General features: G+C 55.3%; 27 protein-coding genes. 24 read left to right on the plus strand and 3 right to left on the minus strand.

Annotated elements, in window-relative coordinates; translation table 11 throughout:
* Positions 1–2: 2 nt before the first annotated feature.
* Positions 3–1919 carry a hypothetical protein gene (locus Q1A43_RS00110; RefSeq protein WP_299931603.1) on the plus strand — a complete coding sequence of 639 codons (1917 nt, stop codon included), beginning with the start codon at positions 3–5 and terminating at the stop codon, positions 1917–1919.
* A gap of 71 nt (positions 1920–1990) precedes the next feature.
* Positions 1991–2614, plus strand: a complete 624-nt coding sequence (locus tag Q1A43_RS00115; protein WP_299925077.1) for a 2OG-Fe(II) oxygenase family protein — start codon at positions 1991–1993, stop codon at positions 2612–2614.
* 93 nt (positions 2615–2707) lie between these two features.
* On the opposite strand, the gene Q1A43_RS00120 is transcribed toward Q1A43_RS00115, so the two are convergent.
* Positions 2708–4681 carry a hypothetical protein gene (locus Q1A43_RS00120; protein WP_299931605.1) on the minus strand — a complete coding sequence of 658 codons (1974 nt, stop codon included), beginning with the start codon at positions 4679–4681 and terminating at the stop codon, positions 2708–2710.
* Between the two features lie 116 nt (positions 4682–4797).
* Between Q1A43_RS00120 and Q1A43_RS00125 the strand changes: the two genes are divergently transcribed.
* Positions 4798–5235 (plus strand): hypothetical protein, encoded by a 438-nt coding sequence (locus Q1A43_RS00125; protein WP_299931606.1) that lies wholly within the window; start codon positions 4798–4800, stop codon positions 5233–5235.
* Positions 5232–5912 (plus strand): HTTM domain-containing protein, encoded by a 681-nt coding sequence (locus Q1A43_RS00130; RefSeq protein WP_299931608.1) that lies wholly within the window; start codon positions 5232–5234, stop codon positions 5910–5912. The genes Q1A43_RS00125 and Q1A43_RS00130 overlap by 4 nt, the downstream gene beginning before the upstream one ends.
* A gap of 104 nt (positions 5913–6016) precedes the next feature.
* Here the strand turns inward: Q1A43_RS00130 and Q1A43_RS00135 are convergent, their stop codons facing one another.
* A complete protein-coding gene (locus Q1A43_RS00135; RefSeq protein WP_299925089.1) occupies positions 6017–6274 on the minus strand; it encodes a hypothetical protein in 258 nt (85 codons plus the stop codon).
* A gap of 281 nt (positions 6275–6555) precedes the next feature.
* On the opposite strand from Q1A43_RS00135, the gene rpmC reads away from it, so the two are divergent.
* The 18 genes from rpmC to Q1A43_RS00225 all read left to right on the plus strand — a co-directional run bounded on the left by rpmC (position 6556) and on the right by Q1A43_RS00225 (position 15772).
* Positions 6556–6762 carry a 50S ribosomal protein L29 gene (gene rpmC / locus Q1A43_RS00140; RefSeq protein ID WP_299925093.1) on the plus strand — a complete coding sequence of 69 codons (207 nt, stop codon included), beginning with the start codon at positions 6556–6558 and terminating at the stop codon, positions 6760–6762.
* Between the two features lie 3 nt (positions 6763–6765).
* Positions 6766–6996, plus strand: a complete 231-nt coding sequence (gene rpsQ, locus Q1A43_RS00145; protein ID WP_299925096.1) for a 30S ribosomal protein S17 — start codon at positions 6766–6768, stop codon at positions 6994–6996.
* A 75-nt stretch (positions 6997–7071) separates the two neighbouring features.
* The gene (rplN, locus tag Q1A43_RS00150) at positions 7072–7440 is read left to right on the plus strand and encodes a 50S ribosomal protein L14 (RefSeq protein WP_299925099.1); all 369 of its coding nucleotides are present in this window, start codon (positions 7072–7074) and stop codon (positions 7438–7440) included.
* Position 7441: 1 nt separating this feature from the next.
* Positions 7442–7747, plus strand: coding sequence for a 50S ribosomal protein L24 (rplX, locus tag Q1A43_RS00155; RefSeq protein WP_299925101.1), 306 nt, complete (start codon positions 7442–7444; stop codon positions 7745–7747).
* Positions 7747–8325 carry a 50S ribosomal protein L5 gene (rplE, locus tag Q1A43_RS00160; RefSeq protein WP_299925104.1) on the plus strand — a complete coding sequence of 193 codons (579 nt, stop codon included), beginning with the start codon at positions 7747–7749 and terminating at the stop codon, positions 8323–8325. Before rplX ends, rplE begins: the two co-directional genes overlap by 1 nt.
* Before the next feature lie 14 nt (positions 8326–8339).
* Positions 8340–8645 (plus strand): 30S ribosomal protein S14, encoded by a 306-nt coding sequence (gene rpsN, locus Q1A43_RS00165; protein WP_299925107.1) that lies wholly within the window; start codon positions 8340–8342, stop codon positions 8643–8645.
* A gap of 13 nt (positions 8646–8658) precedes the next feature.
* Positions 8659–9051 (plus strand): 30S ribosomal protein S8, encoded by a 393-nt coding sequence (gene rpsH, locus Q1A43_RS00170; RefSeq protein WP_299925109.1) that lies wholly within the window; start codon positions 8659–8661, stop codon positions 9049–9051.
* Between the two features lie 13 nt (positions 9052–9064).
* Positions 9065–9598, plus strand: a complete 534-nt coding sequence (gene rplF / locus Q1A43_RS00175) for a 50S ribosomal protein L6 (RefSeq protein ID WP_299925112.1) — start codon at positions 9065–9067, stop codon at positions 9596–9598.
* A 12-nt stretch (positions 9599–9610) separates the two neighbouring features.
* A complete protein-coding gene (rplR, locus tag Q1A43_RS00180) occupies positions 9611–9970 on the plus strand; it encodes a 50S ribosomal protein L18 (RefSeq protein WP_097803757.1) in 360 nt (119 codons plus the stop codon).
* A gap of 134 nt (positions 9971–10104) precedes the next feature.
* Positions 10105–10668, plus strand: a complete 564-nt coding sequence (gene rpsE / locus Q1A43_RS00185; protein WP_299925117.1) for a 30S ribosomal protein S5 — start codon at positions 10105–10107, stop codon at positions 10666–10668.
* A 3-nt stretch (positions 10669–10671) separates the two neighbouring features.
* Positions 10672–10860, plus strand: coding sequence for a 50S ribosomal protein L30 (gene rpmD, locus Q1A43_RS00190; protein ID WP_299925119.1), 189 nt, complete (start codon positions 10672–10674; stop codon positions 10858–10860).
* 169 nt (positions 10861–11029) lie between these two features.
* Positions 11030–11794, plus strand: coding sequence for an MBL fold metallo-hydrolase (locus Q1A43_RS00195; protein WP_299931614.1), 765 nt, complete (start codon positions 11030–11032; stop codon positions 11792–11794).
* 237 nt (positions 11795–12031) lie between these two features.
* Positions 12032–12457, plus strand: coding sequence for a hypothetical protein (locus tag Q1A43_RS00200; RefSeq protein ID WP_299931616.1), 426 nt, complete (start codon positions 12032–12034; stop codon positions 12455–12457).
* Positions 12458–12611: 154 nt separating this feature from the next.
* Entirely contained in the window at positions 12612–12827 is a 216-nt protein-coding gene (locus Q1A43_RS00205) for a DUF1127 domain-containing protein (protein ID WP_299925128.1), read from the plus strand.
* A 79-nt stretch (positions 12828–12906) separates the two neighbouring features.
* A complete protein-coding gene (locus Q1A43_RS00210) occupies positions 12907–13041 on the plus strand; it encodes a hypothetical protein (protein WP_299931618.1) in 135 nt (44 codons plus the stop codon).
* A gap of 147 nt (positions 13042–13188) precedes the next feature.
* Complete coding sequence (gene rplO, locus Q1A43_RS00215) at positions 13189–13659, plus strand: 50S ribosomal protein L15 (RefSeq protein WP_299925132.1); 471 nt, start codon at positions 13189–13191, stop codon at positions 13657–13659.
* A gap of 110 nt (positions 13660–13769) precedes the next feature.
* The gene (gene secY / locus Q1A43_RS00220) at positions 13770–15131 is read left to right on the plus strand and encodes a preprotein translocase subunit SecY (protein ID WP_299925134.1); all 1362 of its coding nucleotides are present in this window, start codon (positions 13770–13772) and stop codon (positions 15129–15131) included.
* Positions 15128–15772, plus strand: a complete 645-nt coding sequence (locus Q1A43_RS00225; RefSeq protein ID WP_299925136.1) for an adenylate kinase — start codon at positions 15128–15130, stop codon at positions 15770–15772. The genes secY and Q1A43_RS00225 overlap by 4 nt, the downstream gene beginning before the upstream one ends.
* Before the next feature lie 66 nt (positions 15773–15838).
* On the opposite strand, the gene Q1A43_RS00230 is transcribed toward Q1A43_RS00225, so the two are convergent.
* Entirely contained in the window at positions 15839–16237 is a 399-nt protein-coding gene (locus tag Q1A43_RS00230; protein ID WP_299925138.1) for a BLUF domain-containing protein, read from the minus strand.
* Positions 16238–16537: 300 nt separating this feature from the next.
* Here Q1A43_RS00230 and rpsM point away from each other — a divergent pair, with 300 nt between their 5' ends.
* Together rpsM and rpsK are read left to right on the plus strand one after the other, a co-directional pair.
* The gene (rpsM, locus tag Q1A43_RS00235) at positions 16538–16906 is read left to right on the plus strand and encodes a 30S ribosomal protein S13 (RefSeq protein ID WP_099248478.1); all 369 of its coding nucleotides are present in this window, start codon (positions 16538–16540) and stop codon (positions 16904–16906) included.
* 15 nt (positions 16907–16921) lie between these two features.
* Entirely contained in the window at positions 16922–17314 is a 393-nt protein-coding gene (rpsK, locus tag Q1A43_RS00240; RefSeq protein ID WP_299925144.1) for a 30S ribosomal protein S11, read from the plus strand.
* The last annotated feature ends 26 nt before the right edge of the window (positions 17315–17340 follow it).

Raw genomic sequence — 17340 nt, forward strand, 5'->3', positions numbered from 1 at the left:
CGATGTTAGCCGCAGCCCTATTAGGACTTCTTTCCATTGGCCTTTTGGCGACCCTGATTGACTCGGGATCGGACAGTGATGACAGCACGGACGACGCGCCCGAACCTGAATTCGAATTGGACGAAGAGGGCAACTTGGTCGGCACAGAGGGGGCGGACACGTTTACCGCTGATGACAACGTTGAATTTGGGCAACCCGACAGCCTCCTTATGGGGGCTGGCGACGATGTGGTTGATCTCAGGGTGTCCAGCGAATGGCTTGAGGCAAACCCCGATGTGCCCGTTGGAGAAGCAGCGCCCGTACCGACGCTTGTCGATCTTGGCGCGGGGGATGACACCCTTTTGACGCAACCGGGTTGGGTTGATACCGGAGGTCAAGTTCTGGGCGGAGACGGGGACGATTCAATCGTTGCTCAGAGTGCCTTTGAAGCGGACATTCAAGGCGGGGCGGGCAATGATACGATTGATGTTCGCGGTGCCGCGTCGACAACTGTTCAGGGTGGCGAGGGCGACGATTATATCTATACGCCCGGCATGCAGGTGAATGGAACAGGGTTCACCACGAATACTTTTGGCGAGGCAGGAGATGACACTCTGCATGTTGTTGCCGAAAGTGAGTTTGAGTTTGCGAACCCGTTAATGGGGGCCAATATCACCGGTGGCGAGGGGACCGATCATTTCATCGTTGAGCTGAACGAGGGGCGTGAGCTTACGGATGAGGCGGCTGAAAACCCTAACGATCTGGGCGTTTTCTTGGCGGGTTTTGATGAACTGGAAAATGAGGATGGTACGGCATTGCGGGTGACAGCGCTTTCACTGGCGGACTTTGATCCCCAGACCGAGACGTTGCAGCTTAACCTGACGCCGGTGTCAGACCAATTTGAGGTTGGTTCGGTTCACATGGAGGAGGATGGGATCGTGGTGACCTATACGCCTCTGGAATACGAAGAGCACCTCTTGCCGCGCGAAATTTTGATTGATTTGGAGACCGAGGGTCTGACTTGGGATCAGGTGACGTTGATTGGGGCCGAGCGTGCCTTGCTGCTGGACTTGGAGGGCAATCTGGTCGGCACCGATGGCGATGACACCCTGACTCGGTCTGAGCTAGAGGCTTTTGTCACAGCCGAAGTCGTGTCTTTGGGGGCTGGCAACGACCTGATAGATACCACATCGCCTGAAGGTGAGCCCAATGTGGCAATTTCTGCGGAATTTGAGATAGATCTGGGCGACGGGGACGACACCTTGCTCGGGCCGTTCATCGGATCGACTATCCTAGGGGGCGACGGCGAAGACCTGATTGATGCCGAGGAGGCCCACGGCGAAGTCTTGTCAATCGACGGTGGGGAGGGGAGTGACACCATTGATGTGAACCTGTCGCCGAATGTGTTTGTGGATGGTGGAGCCGGAGATGACGAAATTCTGGGCATTGGACGCGGGTTTTTGGGTACCGGTTACGCCACCGGTGTCACGGGTGGAGATGGAGATGACACGCTAAGCGTTGAGGCGTTAACCGAGTTTGGCGAAGGCTTAACATTGACGGATGCTTGGACCGTGGAAGGCGGTGCCGGAGCGGATCATTTCGTTGTGCAATTGGATGAGGGGGAGCTTGAGGTGGACGGTTCCGGCTGGGATGATCTTGAGACCACTGATGGCACCGCTTGGCAAGTTGAGGCCGCGCGGTTCGATGATTTTGACCCCGTGACCGAAACCATCGAATTGCGGGTCGAGTCGGTGAATGACGAGTATGCACTTGGGTCCGTTCGCATGACGGATGATGGCATCGTTGTTCGGTATGAAAACACCTTGGGTGATCAGCTCGATCGTGAAGTGTTGATCCGGGTCGAGACGGAGGGGCTCACCTGGAATCAGGTGACGTTGATTGGCGCCGAGCGTTCGGTTCTTGAGCCGATTGCGGCGTAAGGTCGGGTTGAAGTGTCGGGGTTCTGGGGGTAGGGGCATGGCAGCCCTTGCCAACCGTTGGGAAACCCCAGATGTCCGAGATCAAATCGCTTTTCGCCACCCGCCTGTATCGCGCCCGACTGTCCGAATTCGGAGAGGCGATTGATCCCGATGAGTTGGAGAATTCCTGTTATTCCATCGCCAATGACGATGAAGCCGGGCAGGAATGGTGTGAGAAAGAGGGCTATCCGGGCTACACGTCTTATGCGTCGCTGACCGACCTGCCGTGGCGGTTCCCGATCTTTGGCGATCTGGTCAAAGTGTTGGATCAACACGTCGCGGCCTTTGTCGAGGAACTGGATTTTGATCTTGGCGACAAGAGCGTGGTGCTTGAGGATATTTGGATCAACATCCTGCCCCCCGGCGGGACCCATTCCAACCACATCCATCCGCATTCGGTGATTTCCGGAACCACTTATGTTGAGATGCCCGAAGGGGCGAGTGCGTTGAAATTGGAAGACCCGCGTTTGCCGATGATGATGGCCGCGCCACCGCGCAAAAAATCAGCGCGTGAGGACCTGAAGACGTTTGTCTATCAGGCCCCAAAGGTCGGAGACGTGTTGCTTTGGGAAAGCTGGCTGCGCCATGAGGTGCCGTTGAATATGTCGGAAGAAGACAATCGGATCAGCGTGAGTTTTAACTACAAATGGGAATGAGCTAGCGCCCAACTGGTCGAGGCGGCCCGCCAGCCGCGCGGCCTGAAGGTTAGGGCCAACCCTCTTCGGTATACCTAGTTCAAAACACTGCAATCAGGCCGCTGGCACAAGAACCGGAGGCTGGTTCTCACCCACAAAGGTGATGTCATCAAAGGTAAGGCCTGTTGCCCCGGTCGGGATGACAATATCGCGGATCGGCTCATCGTCGGCATGTTCGTAGCGGATGATCAAATCTTCGCCCTCGATGCGGGCGGAGGCAACGCTATAGCCATCGTTTTCCACCTCAAGTTCAAGCTCGATCTGGTCAACGCCGGGTTCGAAATCACCTATGTTGATGGCGCCAAGGCGTATAGTGCCTGACCGGAGGAGCGATCCGTTATAGTCTTCCGAACCTTCGGACAGGGTGATGTCAAAGGTATCGCTGCCGGTACCGCCAATAAGGGTGTTGGGGTCGAAGCCGTCGAAGGGGCGGGTGATGGCGCTGTCGGAAAAGGCCAGCGTGTCGTCGCCTTCGCCGCCGTTGCCGGTGACAAAATACCCTGCGCCTCCATCACCATAGCCATGGACTTCGATGTAATCATTGCCTGCCTCGCCAAATAAGCCAGCGGCTTCGGAACCCGATAGGGTATCGTCCCCTTCGCCGCCATAGGCGGACCCGGGGCCTGTCAAGGAGGTTGCGATGTGGATCACGTCATTTCCTTCGCCGCCCTCAATGGTTGAAAAACCTGCGTCCAAGGCCGTGATATCGTCCGCGCCCACGCCACCTTGGACAAGGTTGGTGTTTCCAGACATTTGGATTGTGTCATCGCCTTCGCCGCCGATGACGGTACTATCGGACCATGTTACGGCGTCTGCGGTGGCAGGATCTATCACCGATTCTCGGTCCGAGAGGTCAAGAAAATCGTCGCCAGCGCCGGCATTTACCAAGACGCCTTCAAAACCGCCATCGCGCAGGTTAAGATCTAGTGTGTCGTTGCCATCGGTTCCGGCAAAGGAGGTCGCGGTAAGGTCGGTGACTACTTGTGGTTCATCCTCTTGTAGAACCGTTGGGATGTGGTCGCCGACAAAGGTGATGTCATCAAAGGTAAGGCCCGTTGCCCCGGTCGGGATGACAATATCGCGGATCGGCTCATCGTCGGCATGTTCGTAGCGGATGATCAGATCGGTGCCCTCGATGCGGGCAGAAGCAACGCTATAGCCGTCGTTTTCCACCTCAAGTTCAATCTCGATCTGGTCGGTGCCGGGTTCGAAATCTGAGATGTTGAAAACCTCAAGCTGCAGTGTGCCGTCGGACTCAACAGGCACGCCGTAGGTACGAAGGGAACCTTCGTCAAACCGCAATTCGAAAAGATCGCTGCCCGCGCCACCTGTTAAGACATGCGGACGATCGAGGTCCGCATCCGTGATCGCGGTATCCGTAGCGGCAATCGTGTCATCGCCCTCACCACCATCGGCGACCATATAGAAACGATCCCCTGTTCCGCCGTCCCCATTGAATTCGATTAGATCATCCCCTGCCTCGCCAAACAGGTCGGCGGCATCCACACCAGACAAGGTGTCATTGCCCTCGCCGCCATAGACCGAGGCTGGCTGCCCGGTGGTCGTCGTGTGAATCCGATCATCACCCGCACCGCCCTCAATGGTGGCAAAATCGGCCTCAAGTGCGGTGATATCATCGTTCCCGCCACCTCCATCTATCTCGAGGTTCGCACCACCGACATGGATGGTGTCATCACCCTCGCCGGATTGGATCGTGCTGTTTTGGAAGACCGCATTTTCGAGCGTGCTTCGATCTTCGAACGCTTCGGCATCGGTCAGGTCAAGCAGATCATCTCCGGCTCCGGTTTCAAGCGTCATGCTGTTGAAACCGCCATCGCGCGGATCGAGATCGATCGTGTCATTGCCATCGGTCCCGGCAAACGGATTGGAGTCGAGCGTGTTGACGTCCAACCCTTGGGGGTCGTCAGGGTCTTGCGCCGGATCACCGTCAGAAGAGCTATCGTCAGAGCCGAACATAAGCGGGGTCAGCAGCCCAATGGCTAGCAAGGCAATCAATGCGGCACTCATCACAACTTCCTTTTGGCTTGAATGTGCTGACGTTAAGTGGCGACAATACGCTGAGTCAACTAGGGGTTTAGGAAACAATTTGGTAATCGCCGTGGGTTAAAGAGGTGAGGTTTCCCATGTCGTCGAGGCCCTCAGTGATTGCGAATGTGATTGCCAAAACCATCGCCCTTTTGTTGCCGGTCTTGCTGCCCTCGTGGCGGTTTTTCAAGACTGTCGCTGCCTCGCCTCGGGTCGAAGTGCGGGTCGGGCAGGGGGCGTGGCGCGAGGCACGGCCTATTCCCGCGCATGTGTCGGTGGTCCGCATGGCACGGCGGCTTGTCTGGAACCCGCGCCGCAATGAGCAGTTATATATGGTGAGCCTGTCGGAACGCCTTGCGGAACACAACGGCGGTCACGCGCGCTCTGAGTTGAGGCGGCTGGTGCGGGCCGGATTGCAGGAGCAGGAGGGGGAGTTTGAGTTTCGGCTGGTGTTTCTTCAGCGTGAGGGCGATCAAATCGTCAAATTCGTTGACTACGAAAGCCCGGTCTTGCCCATCCACGAGGGCGGCCCATGACCCTTGTGGACACGGTGCAGGTGACGAGCATGATGCTTGGGCTGGCGGTGGCGCAGCAGACCTTGGAACATCTGGCCTCCCCCAAAGACCGGCTGTTGTTCCTGCCGCGTTTGATCCCCTGTGTGATGTTGATTTTAGGATGGCATATTGATTGGGCGGTCTTGGCGCTCTTTGCCTATGGGATTGTTCTGCTGCACCGGTTCGACGGGCCGTATAACGGTGGCTCGGACAAGATGACGATGCTGATCGTCACGTGTTTATCGGCCTATCACCTTGCCCCATCTGAGCGATGGCAGGAAATGGCGATGGCCTATTTGGCGGTGCAACTGGTGCTGTCCTATTTCGTGTCCGGCTACATCAAGATTATCAAAGCCGATTGGCGGCGGGGTGAGGCCTTGCAAGATGTGTTCCGGTTTTCGGCCTATCCGGTGTCGGACGGCCTGCGAGGATGGGCGGACCATCCGCGGCTGTTGTGGCTGATGTCATGGTGCGTCATGGGGTTCGAAGTGCTGTTCCCGCTGGCCCTGCTTCACCCATGGCTGTTGACCCTTGGCCTCTTGATCGCGGCGACGTTTCATTTGGCCAATGCCTGTTTATTTGGCCTTAACCGGTTTTTCTGGATCTGGCTCTGCGCCTATCCCTCACTGATCTGGTTTCAAGATCGCGTCATCGGCTAGGCGGATGTTGGTTACATACGCCAACGCTTCGGAGTCTTCTTTCCAACAATATCTCGGGGAGCCCCAAGCCCGCTTGGGACGGGGCAGCGCCCCAAAACCCTGGGCTAAAGCGATACCATATGCTGGGGCGAACTGATCTGAGAGCTGAGGCAGCCGTCAGAGACCTTGCGCCATGTCAGCAGATTTAAGGACATCGAACAGCGCGCCATAAAGGATTTGCCCCCAACCCGCAGACAGGCCAATTGACCAAGCTCGACCTTTTCCCCGTCGCGGTTGATGCAGAAACAGGGTTTTGCGGGCTGATCTTGGGCCACCACAGGAAGCGGCATCAACAGCACAAATATGATGACTGCGCAGCGCATAAAACAGACTATACCACAAAGGGTGAATTTGCCCAAATCGCCCATAATTGACGGGGTTTTTCGGTGAATCTTGACCCATTTGCCCAATAGGCGAAAAAGCCCCGATATTGGCCTTGCCAGAATCCTTTCGCAGGCGTATAGGCACCCTTCATGCACGGATTTACGGAATCGGTGCGCCTTGTGCGTGCCTTTTTTATTGCTCGTCAGAAACCTCACCAGGTTAAGGGTGACCCGGACACAATTATCGGGGCTCTCTGGTGAAAACCAAAAGGAAGAGGCGAATGAACGCCAAGGAACTCATGGACAAGACACCGGATCAACTCCGGGACGAGCTCGTCCAGCTCAAGAAAGAAGCGTTTAACCTGCGCTTCCAGCAGGCCTCTGGCCAGCTCGAAAACACCGCCCGTATGCGTCAGGTTCGTCGCAACGTTGCGCGTGTGAACACCATTTTGAACGAAAAAGCGGCCAACGCCGCAGCGGAGGCGTAACACATGCCCAAGCGTATCCTTACAGGCACCGTGACCTCCACTGCCAACACTCAGACCGTCACCGTACAGGTCGAGCGTCGTTTTAAGCATCCGGTCATGCAAAAGACCGTGAAGCGCAACAAGAAATACCGTGCTCATGATGAGGCGGAAAAGTTCGCAGTAGGCGATATGGTTCGCATCATCGAATGTGCACCTAAGTCGAAAACGAAACGTTGGGAGGTTCTGGCTGACTAAGCCAGAGCCTTTTGGCATTCATCGAAACCCTGGGGGAGCTAACGAGAACAGCCCCCATAGGTCGGGAGAAACTATATGATCCAGATGCAGACCAATCTGGATGTAGCTGACAACTCCGGTGCCCGGAAAGTTCAGTGCATCAAGGTCCTCGGCGGTTCCCACCGTCGTTATGCATCGGTCGGCGATATCATCGTCGTATCGGTGAAAGAGGCCATTCCACGTGGTCGCGTTAAAAAGGGTGACGTCCGTAAGGCCGTTGTCGTACGCACCGCAAAAGAAGTTCGTCGTGAAGACGGCACAGCAATCCGCTTTGATCGCAACGCTGCAGTTATCTTGAACACTGCTGGCGAGCCTGTTGGCACGCGTATCTTTGGCCCGGTTGTTCGTGAGCTGCGCGCCAAGAACTTCATGAAAATCATCTCGCTCGCACCGGAGGTGCTGTAAGATGGCTGCTAAGCTGAAAAAAGGTGACAAGGTCATCGTTCTTGCCGGTAAGGACAAGGGCAAGACTGGCGAGATCACCTCGGTCAATCCCACCGCGGGCAAGGCCATCGTGGACGGCGTAAACGTTGCGATCCGTCACCAGCGTCAGAGCCAGACAGCTCAGGGCGGCCGCCTTCCTAAGGCTCTGCCGATCCAGTTGTCTAACCTGGCCATCGTCGATGCAAACGGCAAAGCGTCTCGTGTTGGCTTCCGCATGGAAGACGGCAAGAAGGTACGTTTCGCCAAGACCACGGGAGACGTGATCTAATGCTGGACCAAGCCAACTATACACCGCGCCTCAAGGTGCAGTACCGCGACACCATCCGCCCAGCTATGAAAGAAGAGTTTGGGTACAAGAACGACATGCAGATCCCTGGTCTGGAAAAAATCGTTCTGAACATTGGTTGTGGTGCGGAAGCTGTTCGTGACTCCAAGAAAGCCAAATCGGCGATCGAAGATCTCACAACAATCGCCGGTCAACAGGCCGTCGGCACCAAGGCAAAGCACAGCCACGCGCCGTTCCGCCTTCGTGAAGGTATGATCATCGGCACCAAGGTCACCCTGCGTGGCGACCGTATGTTCGAATTCCTTGATCGCCTGACCACCATTGCGATGCCTCGTATTCGTGACTTCCGTGGTGTGAAACCTTCGTTTGACGGTCGTGGCAACTTTGCCATGGGCCTGAAGGAACACATCGTCTTCCCTGAGATTGATTTCGACAAAGTCGACGAAGTCTGGGGCATGGACATCATCATCACCACCACTGCGCAACAAAGCGGCGAACATACCGCTGATGCACAGGCCAAAGCGCTGTTGAAGCATTTCAACATGCCGTTCAACGCGTAAGGGGAAGCAGAGACATGGCGAAAAAATCCATGATCGAACGCGAGAAGAAGCGCGAGCGTCTGGTGGCAAAATATGCTGCTAAGCGCGCCGAGCTCAAAGAAATCGCGAACGACGAATCCAAGCCGATGGAAGAGCGTTTCAAAGCGCGTCTGAAACTGGCGAAATTGCCACGCAACTCGTCGGCCACACGCTTGCACAACCGCTGCCAGCTGACCGGTCGTCCACACGCCTATTACCGCAAGCTGAAAATCAGCCGTATCGCACTTCGCGAACTCGGTTCGACCGGTATGCTGCCCGGTATGGTCAAGTCGAGCTGGTAAGGGAGAGTAGAATATGAACGATCCTATCGGCGATATGCTTACTCGTATCCGCAACTCGCAGATGCGTGGTAAATCCACCGTTATGACCCCGGCCTCCAAGCAGCGCGCACGCGTTCTGGATGTTCTGGCAGACGAAGGCTATATCCGCGGCTACGAAGGTGGCACGGATTCCGCAGGTCACCCGACCTTCGAAATCAGCCTGAAATACTATGATGGCGAACCTGTTATTCGCGAGCTGGCACGGGTGTCCAAGCCTGGCCGACGCGTTTACATGGGCGTTAAGGAGATCCCACAGGTCCGTCAGGGTCTGGGTGTCTCGATTGTCTCCACCCCACAGGGTGTGATGTCGGATGCAAAAGCACGCGCAGCCAATGTTGGCGGCGAAGTGCTCTGCACCGTCTTCTAAGGAGGGCTTATTTATGTCTCGTATTGGTAAGAAGCCAGTTGAGCTGCCCTCCGGTGTAACTGCATCCGTTTCGGGTCAGGTTGTTGAAGTTAAGGGCCCTAAGGGCGTCCAGACCTTCACTGCCACCGACGATGTGACAATCACCGTTGAAGACAGCGCCGTCAAAGTTGAGCCGCGTGGCAAGTCCAAGCGCGCGCGTCAGCAGTGGGGTATGTCCCGCACCGTTGTGGCCAATCTGGTCCACGGCGTGCAGAACACCTTCAAAAAAGAGCTCGAGATCCACGGGGTTGGTTATCGTGCGGCTGTTCAGGGTAAAGTTCTTAAACTGAACCTTGGCTATTCGCATGATGTCGACTTTGCGATCCCGGATGGCATCTCAATCGTTTGCCCAAAGCCGACTGAAGTTGTGATCGAAGGTCACGACAAACAGCAGGTGGGTGAAGTTGCGGCAAACATCCGTGATTGGCGCCGCCCAGAGCCCTATAAGGGGAAGGGTATTCGCTACAAAGGCGAATTCATCTTCCGCAAAGAAGGCAAGAAGAAGTAAGGACGCACAGCAATGGCAAACAGCAAACGTGTACTGTTCCAGAAGCGCCGCATGCGCGTCCGGAACAAACTCCGCAAGGTCAACGCTGGTCGCGTTCGTCTTTCGGTTCACCGCTCGAACAAGAACATCTCAGTTCAGCTCATCGACGACGTGGCAGGCCGCACTTTGGCAGCTGCATCGACTCTCGAGCCAACTCTGGGTCTTGTCGGCAAGAACAATGTCGAAGCCGCAACCAAAGTGGGTGCTTTGATCGCCGAGCGTGCGAAAGCCGCTGGCGTAGAAGAAGCCTATTTCGATCGCGGTGGCTTCTTGTTCCACGGCAAAGTGAAGGCCTTGGCCGACGCTGCGCGTGAAGGTGGTTTGAAGATCTAAGACCTTTTGGTCTTGCTTGCAGGCGGCGGGTTTTCTCGCCGCCTCGATGATTGGGGGGCTCCCTTCCACTTGGGCGGGCTCACTTCAATTGAACAAACAGGCGCCCATCGCGCCAGAAATAAAAGGGATGCCACATGGCAGAACGTGATAACCGCCGGGGCAACCGTCGCGACCGTGACGAAGCACCGGAATTTGCAGATCGCTTAGTCGCGATCAACCGCGTATCGAAAACAGTAAAAGGCGGTAAGCGCTTTGGTTTTGCTGCGCTTGTTGTTGTTGGCGACCAAAAAGGCCGCGTCGGTTTTGGCAAAGGTAAAGCGAAAGAAGTACCTGAGGCGATCCGCAAGGCGACTGAGCAAGCCAAACGTCAGATGGTCCGCGTACCTCTGAAAGAAGGCCGCACATTGCACCACGACATCGAGGGCCGTCACGGCGCTGGTAAAGTTGTGATGCGCACAGCCCCAACCGGTACTGGTATCATTGCCGGTGGTCCAATGCGTGCTGTGTTCGAAATGTTGGGTGTTCAGGACGTTGTCGCTAAGTCGATCGGTTCGCAGAACCCTTACAACATGATCCGCGCCACTCTGAACGGTCTGGGCAAAGAACAGTCTCCTCGCAACGTCGCTCAGCGTCGTGGCAAAAAGGTTGCTGACATCCTGCCCAAGCGTGACGAAGCGCCTGCAACCGAGGAGGCTTAATCCATGGCCAAGACCATCGTTGTAAAACAGATCGGTTCCCCGATCCGTCGCCCCGCCATCCAGCGTCAGACGCTGATCGGCTTGGGTCTGAACAAGATGAACCGCACCCGTGAACTCGAAGATACGCCTTCGGTTCGTGGCATGGTCAACAAGATCTCGCATCTTGTAGAAATCATCGAAGAAAAGGGCTAATCGCCTCGCGATAACCCAAAGTTTAAGAGGCCTCGGCAGATTTGCCGGGGCCTTTTTTTGCACGATCGCATAAAAATCGACAAAAACTTGCATATTGATTAAAAAACGTTTGTTCAAGGCGGGAGTCGCGCTAGCTTTGAGGCATGAACAATTCATTGGAGGAAGAAAAATGAACCGCCGAGAATTCCTTGCCCGGTCCACAGCCGTTGGTGCCATAAGCGTCATTCCATTTGCCGGTCGCGCAGACGGGCATAGCGTTGACATGTTTTCAAGCGCCGCTGGCGACATAAAGGTCCACCCGGTGGCTCATGCCTCGATCGTTTTGGAAACACCAACCGGGGTGATCTATGTCGATCCCGTTGGCGAGGCCTCGCTCTATGCGGACATGCCGAAACCGGATTTGATCCTTGTGACCCATGAGCATGGCGATCACTTGAATGCGGAAACCCTGACGGCAATTTCGGGTGAGGCAACGCCCATCGTGACCAATGCCGGGGCGCATGCCAAGATGACGCCAGCGCAGCAGGGCAATGCCACGATTCTGGCAAACGGCGATAGCAACGACACGTTTGGCCCAAAGATCGAAGCCATTCCCGCCTATAACCTAACAGAAGAGCGTCTGAAGTTTCACCCACAGGGGCGCGACAATGGCTATGTCCTAAGCTGGGACGGGTCCCGGATTTATATTTCCGGCGACACCGAAGACATCCCCGAAATGCGCGCCTTGGAAAACATCGACTTGGCCTTTGTCTGTATGAACCTTCCTTTCACAATGGATGTGGCGGCGGCGGCGGATGCAGTGGCTGAATTCGCGCCCAAAAACGTCTATCCATACCATTATCGCGGCCGCGACGATGGCACCCAAGACCCGCAGGCCTTTGCGGACTTGATCGGCGATAAGGCCGTAGTGAAAATGGGCAACTGGTACGGCTAATCACCTTGGTTTTGATTGGAAATCAGTGACAAAGCAAAAGCACCTTCGGACAACGGGGGTGCTCTTATTCTAAGGGATTGCCTATGTAGCGCGTTTTGGCCAAAGCAATGTTGGCCTATTTGGTGGTGATCGTTTTCGCCTTTGGGTTTTCCCTGGCGGCGGTGTTTTTTTGAACCGCTAGGGGCGTTGAGAAACAAGGTTATCAAACCCAAACTGGGTTTCCACCAAGGCGAGTGGGTGTATTTTGAAAGCATATCAGTAAATGACACAATACTAACGTTTGATGGTTTCTTTGCGTCTCCGCCTGCTCGCGAACTTTCAGAAGTGACTTGGTGGCGCATTCCTTTTGAGGGCTATGACACTGCCGAAGAAACCGAGGTCACAAAGGCCCTTGGCCTAAACATTGAAGACATTAGGGCCATGACCCCTTCGGCACACCAGAGTAGCAAGAGGGAGGGTTTAAACATTCGCTTGCTTGTTCTTCCGATACTTGTGGAAACAAGAACGGTGGTGATCTTTGATCTGAATTACCTGTCCGAGACCTATAGGCCGGACTGCCACGCCCGGATTTTCGAGATCTGGGCGACTGACCAGACTGACACAGCTTTTCAAAAGAGCTGCAAGATCGAAGGCCCAAAAGACGGCCCTGTTCAGAAAATCTAAAATTCGCTGCATTGCAGCAATTGCATAGCGGAAAGTCCAAAACGGAAATTGTTAGCGCCACCTGCACCTTCTATATCAAGGGCAGGAAGAGGACATGAAGACAATTTAACAGCGCGTCGGGAATACGCCCGAGCCCCTCGAAAGGACAAATATCATGGCACATATCGCCAACACCGCCCCAGCAACATTCGCCCCAGTCGCATGGTTCAACAATATGGTTGCAGTGACTCAGGACTACTTGGCACGCCGCGCCACCTATACCCGCGTTTTCAATGAGCTGTCTGCGCTCAACGACCGCGAGCTGGACGACATGGGCCTCAGCCGTGCCGATTTCCACGCAATTGCTGCGGAAAGCGCCGCCAAGGTCTAAACCCTGACGGATCTATAGGAACGCCCCCGATATTCGGGGGTGTTTTGCTTTTTATACCCAAATACTCGGAGCCGAGATCATGGCCATCGTAACACGCACCCTTGCAACGGTTTTCACCCCGTTCACATCATTCTATTCCAGCGCCAAAGCCGCATGGAAAGCCGGCCCTTGCCCAGCGTGGACAGAATACCTTCACGAAGAGCCCAAGCGTTAAGCGAACGGGCCCAAGCAAAAGCTTGCAAGGATTGCGGTGGGCGTCTATACGCCCCCGGTGGCCTTTGGGGCCGCAAGAGAATCAACAAGAAACGCCGTGTTCGCCCAAAGATCGCTTCGGGGGCGCTTCCGGCAAAGGAGAAGCGACATGAAACTGAATGAACTTCGCGACAACGAAGGCGCAACCAAACGCCGCAAGCGTATTGGCCGTGGTGCTGGTTCGGGCATGGGTAAAACCGGTGGCCGTGGTATCAAGGGTCAAAAATCGCGTTCGGGTGTCGCCATCAATGGCTACGAAGGCGGCCAGATGCCTTTGTACCAACGTCTGCCTAAGCGTGGCTTTAACAAGCCGAACCGCAAGGCATGGGCCGTTGTAAACCTCGGCCTGATCCAGAAATTCGTAGACGCAGGCAAACTCACAGCTGGCGAAATCAACGAAGATACATTGGTGTCTTCGGGTCTGGTTCGTCGTAAGCTGGACGGTATCCGTGTTCTCGCCAAAGGCGAAATCACTGCTGCTCTGACCATCAACGTTACCGGTGCTTCCAAGTCCGCAATCGCGGCTGTTGAGGCAAAAGGCGGCGCGCTGACAGTCACGAACGCGGCAGCGGCGGAATAAACGCCTTGTGAGCGGCGCATTGGCCGCTTACATACCTATCTAGTTTTCCATCAACGCCGCCCGAGCAGGAAGACGCTCAGGGCGGCGTTTGTCTGACAAGAGAGACCCGCATGGTATCCGCAGCAGAGCAAATGGCCGCAAACACAAGTTGGGCGGCACTGGGCAAAGCAACCGACCTGCGCAATCGCATTCTCTTTACCCTTGGCCTATTGATAGTTTACCGCCTCGGCACGTTCATCCCTGTTCCAGGGATTGACGGCGCCGCGTTGCAGGAATTCGTCGATCAGGCCGGGCAAGGGATTGCTGGCATTGTGTCGATGTTTACAGGGGGCGCATTGGGCCGCATGGGCATCTTTGCCCTTGGCATCATGCCCTATATTTCCGCCTCGATTATTATTCAGTTGCTGACGGCCATGGTGCCCAAGCTTGAACAGCTGAAGAAAGAGGGCGAACAGGGCCGCAAAAAGATCAACCAATACACCCGTTTCGGGACGGTGATCTTGGCAACCTTCCAAGCCTATGGTTTGGCCGCGTCGCTCGAGGCCGGGGATTTGGCAACCGATCCCGGTTGGTACTTCCGTGCCGCTTGTGTGATCACCCTTGTGGGCGGCACTATGTTCCTGATGTGGCTGGGTGAGCAAATCACCGCACGCGGCATCGGCAACGGTATTTCGCTGATCATCTTTGTTGGCATCATCGCCGAAGTCCCCGCCGCCTTGGCTCAGTTCTTTGCCTCAGGTCGTTCGGGTGCCATCAGCCCTGCGGTTATCGTTGGTGTGATGCTGATGGTCGTGGCCGTGATCGCCTTTGTGGTGTTCATGGAACGCGCCTTGCGCAAGATCGCCATCCAATACCCCCGCCGTCAGGTGGGCATGAAGATGACCGAAGCGCAAAACAGCCACCTGCCGCTGAAAGTGAACCCAGCGGGCGTTATCCCGGCGATCTTCGCAAGTTCTTTGCTTTTGCTGCCGGTAACGATCTCGACCTTCTCAGGGTCTGATGCTGGTCCGATCATGTCGACGATCTTGGCCTACTTTGGCCCCGGACAGCCGCTCTATCTGCTGTTCTTTGCTTCGATGATCGTGTTCTTTGCTTATTTCTACACCTTCAACGTGTCGTTCAAACCGGACGACGTGGCGGATAACCTCAAAAACCAGAATGGTTTTGTTCCGGGCATCAAGCCGGGCAAGAAAACCGCCGAATATCTGGAATATGTGGTGAATCGCTTGTTGGTTGTTGGGTCGGGTTATTTGGCGGCTGTGTGTCTTTTGCCGGAAATTCTGCGGGCTCAGTTCGCAATTCCATTCTATTTCGGCGGGACATCGGTGCTTATTGTCGTAAGTGTGACAATGGATACCATTCAGCAAGTACAGAGCCATCTGCTAGCACATCAGTACGAAGGTCTTATTCAGAAGTCGCAGCTTCGCGGTAAAGGTAAGGCTCGCAAGCGGAAAGGGCCGGCGCGTCGATGAATATCATTCTTTTGGGGCCCCCAGGGGCAGGTAAAGGTACACAAGCACGTCTTTTGGTAGAAGAACGTGGCATGGTGCAGCTCTCAACGGGCGACATGTTGCGGGAAGCCAAGGACAGCGGAACCGAGATGGGCCTGAAAGTGGCCGAGGTGATGGCCAAGGGCCAGTTGGTTACAGATGAGATCGTGATCGGTCTGATTCGTGAAAAGCTGCAAACGGTCGACGCCAACGGCTTTATCTTTGATGGCTTTCCACGCACGCTCAAACAGGCGGATGCCTTGGCTGAGCTGCTGGAAGAGGTTGGTCAGAAACTTGACCTGGTTGTTGAACTGCGTGTGCAGGACGAAGCCTTGGTCAAGCGGATCACGGCACGTTCGACCTGCGGAAGCTGCGGTGAAGTCTATAACGACATCACTAAGCCGATCCCAGAAGATGAGAAATGCACCAACTGTGGCGCGTCTGATTTCAAACGCCGGGCTGACGACAACGAAGACAGCCTGCGCACCCGTTTGATGGAATACTACAAGCAGACCGCGCCATTGATCGGCTACTACTACGCCTTGCGTCAGCATTGCCGTGTGGATGGCCTTGGTGAGATCAACGAAATCAAGGCGGCGATTGCCGAAAAGCTCGACGCCTAAGTCTGATCTAGCGCTGATTTGAAGAAACCCGCCCCAGTGGCGGGTTTTTTTGTGGCTGGATGGGGCTCAAAGAGCGGGGGTTTGAATGCTGGGTTTGAGATCAACCAGCGCCGCGTCCAAAGCTTCGGAGAAGGTTTTGCTTAGGCTTTCAAACTGGGCCACTGTTTCTTTGTTGATTTCACTATAGCCCATGGACCAATCACCAAAGAACCGCGTTTCAATGGCCCGTTGAAACAGGATGTTCACGTCGAAATGACGCGGGTCTTGTTGGATGGCTTCGATCGTGTGAAGAACGGCAGCTGTTTCGCCTTCGAGGATTTGCAGGAACCGACGGTTATCACGCAGCAAGGCACCGGTCACATTGGCAAGTTTGTTTTTACGATTGGCAGTTTTGAGAATTTCGAGATCGGTCAAATCCCCGCGGGGATAGGTTGACCTGCTAATATAAAGCACTTGAATGAGCATCAAAACTCCAAAAAAATGTGACCCGAAATATTGGGTTGAATACAGTCTGGCATTTTCCCGGTAAGTTTGAGAAGGCTTTTGTGCGAAGTCTCGGAGCACGCAGAATTAAAACGCTCTTGACGGGACCTCTGAAACTTCATACCCACCCACATCTCAGTATGAGAATCATATATGCAAAGTGGGTCGCACCCATGGCGCAGATCACCTGATCAGCTACGGCCCGGCGGCTTTTGCCTCGGGCCTCATGTTGTGAAAAAAGGGCCCGGTTCTACGGACTCGCAACAAAAAGGAAGATGCACATTGGCACGTATTGCCGGCGTTAACATCCCGACCAACAAGCGGGTGCCCATCGCACTCACATATATCACTGGTATTGGCCACACTTCGGCTGCTGCCATCATCGAAGCGGTAGGCATCGACGCCACGCGCCGCGTAAATGAGCTTTCTGACGCTGAAGTATTGGCGATCCGTGAGCACATCGATGCAAACTACACCGTCGAAGGCGACCTGCGCCGCGAAGTGACCATGAACGTTAAGCGTTTGATGGACCTCGGCTGCTACCGTGGCCTGCGCCACCGTCGTAACCTCCCTGTACGTGGTCAACGTACGCACACCAACGCTCGTACCCGCAAAGGCCCCGCAAAGGCCATTGCTGGCAAGAAGAAGTAAGGGAGACACTGACCTATGGCACGTGATACTCGCCGCGCAGGCAAGAAAAAGGTCTCCAAGAACATCGCAGCTGGCGTTGCGCATGTGAACTCGACCTTTAACAACACCAAAATCCTGATCTCTGACGTTCAGGGTAACGCAATCTCTTGGTCCTCTGCTGGCACCATGGGCTTTAAAGGGTCGCGTAAATCGACTCCTTACGCTGCCCAGCTGGCTGCAGAAGATGCAGGCAAAAAAGCTCAAGAGCACGGTGTTAAGACACTCGAAGTTGAAGTTCAGGGCCCCGGTTCGGGTCGTGAATCGGCGCTCCGCGCCCTTGCCGCTGTTGGTTTCAACATCACCTCGATCCGTGATGTGACCCCAATCGCGCACAACGGCTGCCGCCCACCAAAGCGCCGCCGCGTATAAGCACTTACTAACGTATTGGGGCTGGG

The sequence above is a fragment of the uncultured Pelagimonas sp. genome (genome assembly GCF_947498515.1).
Classification (GTDB): domain Bacteria; phylum Pseudomonadota; class Alphaproteobacteria; order Rhodobacterales; family Rhodobacteraceae; genus Pelagimonas.

Excerpts from the sequence above, each read along its gene's own strand:
- Q1A43_RS00110 (WP_299931603.1), top strand. The coding sequence starts at position 3 with ATGTTAGCCGCAGCCCTATTAGGACTTCTTTCCATTGGCCTTTTGGCG.
- Q1A43_RS00115 (WP_299925077.1), top strand. The coding sequence starts at position 1,991 with ATGTCCGAGATCAAATCGCTTTTCGCCACCCGCCTGTATCGCGCCCGA.
- Q1A43_RS00120 (WP_299931605.1), bottom strand. The coding sequence starts at position 4,681 with ATGAGTGCCGCATTGATTGCCTTGCTAGCCATTGGGCTGCTGACCCCG.
- Q1A43_RS00125 (WP_299931606.1), top strand. The coding sequence starts at position 4,798 with ATGTCGTCGAGGCCCTCAGTGATTGCGAATGTGATTGCCAAAACCATC.
- Q1A43_RS00130 (WP_299931608.1), top strand. The coding sequence starts at position 5,232 with ATGACCCTTGTGGACACGGTGCAGGTGACGAGCATGATGCTTGGGCTG.
- Q1A43_RS00135 (WP_299925089.1), bottom strand. The coding sequence starts at position 6,274 with ATGCGCTGCGCAGTCATCATATTTGTGCTGTTGATGCCGCTTCCTGTG.
- rpmC (WP_299925093.1), top strand. The coding sequence starts at position 6,556 with ATGAACGCCAAGGAACTCATGGACAAGACACCGGATCAACTCCGGGAC.
- rpsQ (WP_299925096.1), top strand. The coding sequence starts at position 6,766 with ATGCCCAAGCGTATCCTTACAGGCACCGTGACCTCCACTGCCAACACT.
- rplN (WP_299925099.1), top strand. The coding sequence starts at position 7,072 with ATGATCCAGATGCAGACCAATCTGGATGTAGCTGACAACTCCGGTGCC.
- rplX (WP_299925101.1), top strand. The coding sequence starts at position 7,442 with ATGGCTGCTAAGCTGAAAAAAGGTGACAAGGTCATCGTTCTTGCCGGT.
- rplE (WP_299925104.1), top strand. The coding sequence starts at position 7,747 with ATGCTGGACCAAGCCAACTATACACCGCGCCTCAAGGTGCAGTACCGC.
- rpsN (WP_299925107.1), top strand. The coding sequence starts at position 8,340 with ATGGCGAAAAAATCCATGATCGAACGCGAGAAGAAGCGCGAGCGTCTG.
- rpsH (WP_299925109.1), top strand. The coding sequence starts at position 8,659 with ATGAACGATCCTATCGGCGATATGCTTACTCGTATCCGCAACTCGCAG.
- rplF (WP_299925112.1), top strand. The coding sequence starts at position 9,065 with ATGTCTCGTATTGGTAAGAAGCCAGTTGAGCTGCCCTCCGGTGTAACT.
- rplR (WP_097803757.1), top strand. The coding sequence starts at position 9,611 with ATGGCAAACAGCAAACGTGTACTGTTCCAGAAGCGCCGCATGCGCGTC.
- rpsE (WP_299925117.1), top strand. The coding sequence starts at position 10,105 with ATGGCAGAACGTGATAACCGCCGGGGCAACCGTCGCGACCGTGACGAA.
- rpmD (WP_299925119.1), top strand. The coding sequence starts at position 10,672 with ATGGCCAAGACCATCGTTGTAAAACAGATCGGTTCCCCGATCCGTCGC.
- Q1A43_RS00195 (WP_299931614.1), top strand. The coding sequence starts at position 11,030 with ATGAACCGCCGAGAATTCCTTGCCCGGTCCACAGCCGTTGGTGCCATA.
- Q1A43_RS00205 (WP_299925128.1), top strand. The coding sequence starts at position 12,612 with ATGGCACATATCGCCAACACCGCCCCAGCAACATTCGCCCCAGTCGCA.
- Q1A43_RS00210 (WP_299931618.1), top strand. The coding sequence starts at position 12,907 with ATGGCCATCGTAACACGCACCCTTGCAACGGTTTTCACCCCGTTCACA.
- rplO (WP_299925132.1), top strand. The coding sequence starts at position 13,189 with ATGAAACTGAATGAACTTCGCGACAACGAAGGCGCAACCAAACGCCGC.
- secY (WP_299925134.1), top strand. The coding sequence starts at position 13,770 with ATGGTATCCGCAGCAGAGCAAATGGCCGCAAACACAAGTTGGGCGGCA.
- Q1A43_RS00225 (WP_299925136.1), top strand. The coding sequence starts at position 15,128 with ATGAATATCATTCTTTTGGGGCCCCCAGGGGCAGGTAAAGGTACACAA.
- Q1A43_RS00230 (WP_299925138.1), bottom strand. The coding sequence starts at position 16,237 with ATGCTCATTCAAGTGCTTTATATTAGCAGGTCAACCTATCCCCGCGGG.
- rpsK (WP_299925144.1), top strand. The coding sequence starts at position 16,922 with ATGGCACGTGATACTCGCCGCGCAGGCAAGAAAAAGGTCTCCAAGAAC.